Genomic DNA, 4,772 nt, shown 5'->3' with positions numbered 1-4,772 from the left:
TCGGGACCAGGTCTGCTCCCACGCTGGAGCCTGGGGAGCCAGCCGAAAATCAATAGGTTAGTTTTTAGACAGCCTCTAAGCCTCAAAGCCCCTCTCCCCGTGGGAGGGTGTCGCAAAAGCCCCTCTCCCGCAAAAGCCCCTCTCCCGCCGGGAGAGGGGTTGGGGAGAGGGCGAACGAAAAACAGCGCTCGATCGATCACAAACAGCACCGGTGACGCTTAACTTAATGGCATTGGGTTACAAGCCAGGCTGGTCGTTGGTGGGCGCAGCTCACCCTACCTGCGCCTCAATGCCGTTAAGTTAGCTGCTGACTGCTTGTCGTGGTGGGTCGGAATACGAAAGAGAAAATGACGAAGCGCGCGAAGAAGATCCCTCCCTTCGGTTCGGGATGACATTTCGCGAGGATTGGCGTGATTCGTAGTTTGGTAGTGGTAAATTTTCAAGTGGTAGCCTGGAGCGGTTCATCGACCACTCCCGGTTTCTTTTTGGATCCCCTCACCCCGCCCCGCTCCCGTCGGGAGAGGGGCGAAGCTCGTAGGTTGGGCAAAGGGCCAGGGATGGTCCGTGCCCAACACCGAATGTTGGGCACGCCGCTACAGGAGCGCCGCCATCCTGGCGGCAAATAGTCGCCGGCAGGATGCCGGCGCTCCCAGCTTTGCCCAACCTACTCGACTGGTGGGCACAGCCCAATCTACGCGGGGCGAACCGCATCGAAGAACCACGGATACACACGGATCGACACAGATCGGCCAGATCCGCATCCCGGAGGGGTCCACATCCGCGCAGAAAGGGGTCAGGTCTTGACCTGTGCCTTCAAGGGTCACGGATCAAGACCTGACCCCGTTCCCTCTACCTGTTATGGAAGGCGGCTGCGGTGTCGGCGAGCTCGCGGTCGCGGCGGTGGTAGCCGTGGGTTTCGATCAGCCGGCGGGCCTCGGCGAGGTCGTCCCGCGCCGAGTCCCAGGGGTAGTCCTTGCTCGGTCCGAACAGCCGGACGCGGGTGAGCAGAATATCCGCCTGATAGAGGGGCATGGATCCGCGTTCGGCGATCTCCCAGGCCTCATCCAGATCCGCGACGGCGCCTTTCCTGGAATCGGGACCATCGCCTGTCAACCACCGCTGCCAGGCCCGGCTGAGCAGGCCGCGGGGGAGGTCGTCCATGTTACCCGACTCGCGGATACCATCGACTGCTGTGGTCAACTGGTCGATAGCGACTGGGGAAATGTGGATCCCGGATAGATCCGGCTCTACTGCGCCCTTGTGCCCCCCATCCGCCAGGGTCAGGAGTGCCTGATAGACCGCTACACGGCCCAAGGTGAGCTGGTCTAGTGCGATGTCGAGAAGCCAGTTATGGCGCTCTGCTATTCGGAGTGCTTCCGTAGCTCGCTCGGCAGTTTGATGACAGATGTTTTGCAGATCAGCGAGATCCGGGATGGGGGCCTGGGGGTCCAGTATCCGCCGCCAAGCGGTGCATTCGGCATCGGCCAGCAGCAGATCGCAGTAGCGGAAGCCCAGCAGCGAGTAGAGCCGGGGGTATTTCGGTTGCCACTCGGCCTGCAAGTTCTCGGCTTCGACGAACAGGCGCCGGCTCTGATCCGTTTGGCCCGCCTGATGCAATACATCAGCCTGGACCGTGCGCGTCAACATCCGCTGGAAGGCATCCTGGCTGCGATCGGCAAAGCCGACTGACCGCTCGGCATCGGCAATGGCGGCAGTCAGATCGCCCAGTGTCAGCTCCAGCTCACTCAGATTAGAGGCGATGCGTGCGGCATCCTCCCAGTTTTCCTGCTCGATACGCATCTCCAATCCCGCTTGCATGGGCTCCAGTGCTTCGGCCAGCCGGCCCAAGGCGCGTAGGGAATAGGCCGCTTCATTGAGCAGCCAGGATTGGGCTGGGGCCGAGAGGTTGGGCGAGGGTCGGTCCCAGAGCCGATCGAAGAAGCAGGCCACCGTGCCCAGATCCGCGCCGATTGCCCCGAGCTTCCTCCTACTGTAGAAGCCGTTATACCCGGTGCCCCGCAGGATGCGCTCGACGTAAATATCGTACAGGGCCTGCTCATACAGTCCGGCCTGACAGCCGTGGACGATGGCCTGGTAGAGGGGTTGCAGACCCTCCAGACTGTCGGGCCGATACTCGGTGGTCTCGCATAGATGTTGGTACAGGCGCCGGTGGCCTTCGATCCAGGCGGCCTGATTCCCTTGCTGTAGCCGGTGATCGAACCAGGCACGGATCAGGGGGTGGGTATCGACCTGTTCGATCCGGCCCCCGCTGCGTTGGAGCGAGATCAAGCGGTGATCTTCGGCCAGACCGGTGAGTACCCGGTTCCAATCCTCCGTGTCCAGCCCCCCGTTGGGTCCGAACAGGGGCTCGGTGAGGCCGGGGATGGCCGGGCCGGCCCGCAGGGCATCCAATAGCTCCAGGCGGGCCGGGCGGTCGAAGCAGCCGAGCAGGCGCAGGACGGCCAGTTGACGACGACCGAGCTCGCCCTGGTGCGCGAACCAGTGCTCATAGGCACGCATCAGGGACCCGACATGGCCCTCCTGCTCCTGGTCGAAGGCTCGGGACCAATCCAAACGGTCGCGGCGGCGGATGTCCCCGCCTTGGGCGTGCTTGAGATAGCTCCCCAACAGTTGTACGGCCAGGGCATGGCCCTTCAGCTCCCGTGCCGCTGCGAGCAACTCCCGGTCGTCGGGGGCCTGGTCGGGATCGATCTCGGCGGCGCCGGCTTGGCGGGCGCCGGCCCGGTGCAGCAGGCGGGCGGCGGCCCGCGCGGACAGGTTGTCGAGCGCCTCTTCCCGCACGCCCCGGCCATGGAAAGGTTTCAGATCCACCAGGGCCAACCGGCTGGTGAGGACGCACAGGCCGCCTGCGCTCGGCAGTTGGGCCAGGCGCTTGAGGAGCCGCTCCAGGCCCTGGTCCTTGAGCCGGCCCGCCAGCCCGCCCGCATGTGGGGGGTGCTGCAGGGGCTCGACGCCGTCCAGCAGGAGCAGGGTCCGGGTCTCGGCCAAGCGTTCGGCCAACCGCTCGGATTTGGTATCGGCGGAGGCCGGGCTGTCGGCCAGTGCCGTCTCGCCGAAGTGCCGTAGCGCGGCGTCCAGGAATTGACCGCTGTTGGCCGCGCCCTGATCCCGGGTGCCCTGGCTGTAGAAGGACCAATCAAAGAAGGCATCCACGCCCTTCCAGCGGTTGCGGACGAAGCCCGTCATCCAGTCCGTAATCAGGGCGGTCTTGCCTGCCCCGCCTGCGGCGACGAAGATCAGGATGCGGGTATCCCGGTCGTGCCAGACCCGGTCCAGGATTTGCCGCTCTTTCTCGCGTCCCACCAGCCCCTCGAAGCGACTGGCGACACCCAGATCGAGCAGCCGGGAGGTAGCGATGGGTTGGGGGAGGGGAGCCCTAGGTGGCGGATCGGCCTCCGGTGTGCTCGGTTCGACCGGCCCGGACCCGCCAGGCCGGTCAAACAGGGGTTTGGTGGTTTGGGTGGGCAGAGCCGGCGCCGGGCCGGGTTGGGGTAGCTCGTAGCGCGGGCGATTCAGCAGCTTGCGCAGCAGGGACTCGTAGCCGTCCGGTCCCTCGAGCAGGAAATAGTCATACCCCTGGAGTTCGAGTGGGATGTGCCGCTTGTCTGAAGGCTCGAAGCAGATCGGAAAGATGTGGTCGTTGTGCAGCTTTTGCGCGTAGAGCAGACGCCGGATCAGTCCAGCCTCCCAGCCGACGCCTAGCCCGACATCGGGCAGCTCCCGGTCGTTAAAGCGTTTCTCGTAGGTCTCGGTAACTACACACAGGACGGTATCTGCCTCGATAAGCTGCCGGGTCATCCAGGCCGGCCAGTCCTCGGCCGTGTCCTTGTGGACGTCGAGACGGCAAGCACAGCCGTCACGCTCCAGACTGGCGGCCAGCCGACGCACCCGCTCGGCGTGTTCAGGGCTTTCCTGGCTATAGCTGATGAAGACAGTGGGTCGATCCATGGATGGTTCCGGGTGCATTAAAGTCCCTATTTGAACCCCAAAGATGCCCGGGACGCAAAGTAGGGACGCCTTGGCAGAAGCTCAGTTTAAAAATTTTATGCTTGGCCGCTCACTTTCCGGCCCATTTAACGCCAGGACACAAGGGCGCCAAGACGCAAAGATTCTTTGTTCTTTCTTTGCGGCTTGGCGTCCTTGCGTCATTGCGTTTTTTCGCGAACTGAGCCACTACCAACGCCTTTTGCGGGTAGCAATAGCTCCGCTTTTCTTATGCTCAATCTATCTTTGGAGGAACCACGAAACCCTGTCCGATCCGGAGGGGAAACCAGGCATTGCGCGCATCAACGCGAATCGATCCGCGAAGCAAGGTAGGTTGGGCAAGGCCCGCCAGGGACGGCGGGCGTGCCCAACAAACAGAGGTATTGGGCACTGGCCGTCCAATTGCGCCTTTGCAGTTCAAAGGTAGCTGAGGCCAGGGGCTGGTAGCTGGCGGCTACGTGCTGTCCGATATTGATGCGGTTCGCGCCGGTTGCTCCGCGCCCGGCGCTCACCACACCATTGATGCGGTTCGCGCCGGTCGCTTCGCTCCCGGCGCTCACCACATCCTACATTTGCGTCTTGGCAAGGTAGTCAGTTGTAACCTAAAGGAAGAAGGGGACCCTCCTGGCTCGGAGCCCAAGTGATTCACTTGTGGTTTCAGCAACCGAGGTATCGGAGGTGTCCCCATAAGGGTAGTGGCTAATGTATAAGTGATAACATGACCAACGGTACTGGCTACTATGTCCCCTCTCCCGCCGGGAGAGGGG

The 4,772-nt window shown here is 63.1% G+C and carries 1 protein-coding gene; it reads right to left on the bottom strand.

From position 1 onward, the window contains the following. Nucleotides 1–849 precede the first annotated feature (849 nt). Nucleotides 850–3,969 (bottom strand): toll/interleukin-1 receptor domain-containing protein, encoded by a 3,120-nt coding sequence (locus BQ17_RS22900; RefSeq protein WP_218068329.1) that lies wholly within the window; start codon nt 3,967–3,969, stop codon nt 850–852. Between the last annotated feature and the right edge of the window lie 803 nt (nt 3,970–4,772).

Source organism: Candidatus Thiosymbion oneisti (genome assembly GCF_900092655.1).
Lineage (GTDB): Bacteria > Pseudomonadota > Gammaproteobacteria > Chromatiales > Chromatiaceae > Thiosymbion > Thiosymbion oneisti.
The sequence above is the reverse complement of the archived record's forward strand: the minus strand, read 5'-3'. Positions and strand labels throughout refer to the sequence as shown.

Bases quoted from the DNA above. Each gene is read 5' to 3' on its own strand.
- BQ17_RS22900 (WP_218068329.1), bottom strand. From the start codon at position 3,969: ATGGATCGACCCACTGTCTTCATCAGCTATAGCCAGGAAAGCCCTGAA.